This is a genomic window from Gemmatimonadota bacterium, assembly GCA_009838845.1.
Taxonomy (GTDB): Bacteria; Latescibacterota; UBA2968; order UBA2968; family UBA2968; genus VXRD01.
Genome location: VXRD01000172.1, coordinates 1 through 2,268 on the forward strand (window position 1 = coordinate 1; position 2,268 = coordinate 2,268).

The following is a 2,268-nucleotide window of genomic DNA, read 5'->3' on the forward strand; positions in this document are numbered from 1 at the left end:
TTTTTCATACAGAATCCGTTTACACATCAGTTGTCCGGCCTCCAGGTGCTGCCAGAACGCACAACAACCCCTCTGTCCTGAAGGGCTGGGATATGCGTCCTGTATGATATGGTACTCAACGGATTACCCCTCAGATCAACCAAATCTCCAGTGTCCAATCCCGTATTTGCCACAAGAGGCGAAAGGTCCGAGATGCTATTGGCGTAAAGAACCAGCGTATTCAGACGGGTCAAACCCGATAAGGGCGTGAGGTCCGTGATACTACTGTTGCGATAAACAGCCAGATTTGTCAGATTAGTCAAGCCAGATAAGGATTTAAGATCCGAAATGCTGGTGCGGGCAAGAGACAGTGTTATCAGATTGGTTAAACCCGATAGGAACGCAGCGTCTGAGATACTGGTGCGAGTAAGATACAGTGCTGTCAGGTTGGTCAAGCCCGATAAGGGCGTGGCGTCCGAGATGTTTGGGTTGAAGGAAAGCCGCAGATATGTCAGGTTGGTCAAACCCGATAAAGGCGTGAGGTCTGTGATGTAGTTATAGTTAAGCCGCAGATATGTCAGGTTGGTCAAACCCGATAGGGGCGTGATATCCGAGATCCTGTTGCTGTAAAGATACAGCCTCTCCAGGTTGGTCAAGCCCGATAGAGGCGTAACATTCGAGATACTGTTGTTGTGAAGATACAGCCTCTCCAGACTGGTCAAGCCCGATAGAGGCGTAACATCCGAGATACTATTGTTGTGAAGATACAGCCTCTCCAGACTGGTCATGTCCGATAGAGGCGTAACATCCGAGATACTGTTGTTGTAAAGCAACAGCAATCCCAGATTGGTCATACCCGATAAAGGCGTGATATCCAGGATGTTGTTGTCGGTAAGAAACAGCCATTTCAGACTGGTCAAACCAGATAGGGGCGTAAGGTCCATAAGCCTGTTGCGGGAAAGATTCAGATATGTCAGATTGGTCATACCCGATAAAGGCGTGAGGTCCGAGATTCTGTTGCCGGAAAGATTCAGATATATCAGGTTGGTTAAGTCTGATAAGGGCGAAAGATCAGAGATGCTGTTGCTGTTGGCATAACGTCCTTCCACTATCTCATCACCAAAATCCAGCAATATCAGACGGGTGGCAAACTCAAGCCCGGTCAAATCCCTGATATTCGCGTTCCGTGCCCTAAGGCGCGTCAAAGTCGCCATCTCATCCCGCGTGATCGGCGCACCACTCGCCTTGCTGAGACTATCCTCAATAACAGCGCGCAGATTCGCATCCGGAATGGCAACAAGCGCCACCTCATCATCGCTTTTGCCAAAACTACTGCTAAAAATTAGAAAATCGGAAAATCCAATTTCGCCATCGCCATCCAGATCGTATCTGGCATCATAACGCCCATCCCCCTGACGCGACCCAAACTGACCTGCAAATGCCAAAAAGTCGGCAAAATCAACAGTACCATTGCCATCAAAGTCCGGAGCAAGGGCTTGATCGCCCGCCGTACTATCCTGTGCCGAAAGAGACAGCGGATACATTAAAAGCGCGAATGTCGATAAGATAAACAGAATCTGTTTACGCATCAATTTCTCCTTTCATCACTCTCAAACAATTCCATCATCTCACGGAAAATGTCTTGCTCGCTCTTCTCCACCGCGGGCTTCAACGCGCCAAAGCGCACCTCAACTCTTCTGCTCTGAAGGGCTGGGATATGCGTATTGATTGATGTATCACTCAACGGATTATTCCGTATATCAACCACATCTCCAGTACCCAATCCCGTATTTGCGACCAGAGGCGAAAGATCCAAGATGCTGTTGTTGAGAAGATACAGCCCTATCAGACTGGTCAAGCCTGACAGGGCGGACACATCCGAGATGTTGTTGTCGGAAAGCCCTAATCCCTCCAGATTGGTCAGGCCTGACAGGGCGGATACATCCGAGATGTTGTTGTCGGAAAGCCCCAATCCCTTCAGATTGGTCAGGCCTGACAGGGCAGACACATCCGAAATGTTGTTGATGTCAAGATCCAGCCTTGTCAGACGGGCCAAGCCTGACAGAGGTGTGATGTTAGAGATGCTGTTGTTCTCAAGATACAGCGTTCTCATACGGATCAAACCCGATAGGGGCGTAATATCCGAGATGCTGTTGGTACGAAGATCCAGCGTTATCAGACTGGTCAAGCCTGACAGGGCAGATATATCCGAAATGTTGTTGCCGCGCAGAAACAACTGTAGCAGATTGGTCAAGCCTGATAGGGGCGTGACGTCCGAGATGCTGTTGT

General features: G+C 49.3%; 1 protein-coding gene and 1 pseudogene (1 of these 2 only partly in view). Both read right to left on the bottom strand.

Annotated features, from left to right (window positions below; translation table 11 throughout):
• Window positions 1-26: 26 nt before the first annotated feature.
• A complete protein-coding gene (locus F4Y39_24855) occupies window positions 27-1,568 on the bottom strand; it encodes a leucine-rich repeat domain-containing protein (protein ID MYC16965.1) in 1,542 nt (513 codons plus the stop codon).
• Window positions 1,568-2,268, bottom strand: a pseudogene (locus F4Y39_24860) (hypothetical protein); it runs 1,726 nt beyond the window's last position. The gene F4Y39_24855 and the pseudogene F4Y39_24860 overlap by 1 nt, the downstream one beginning before the upstream one ends.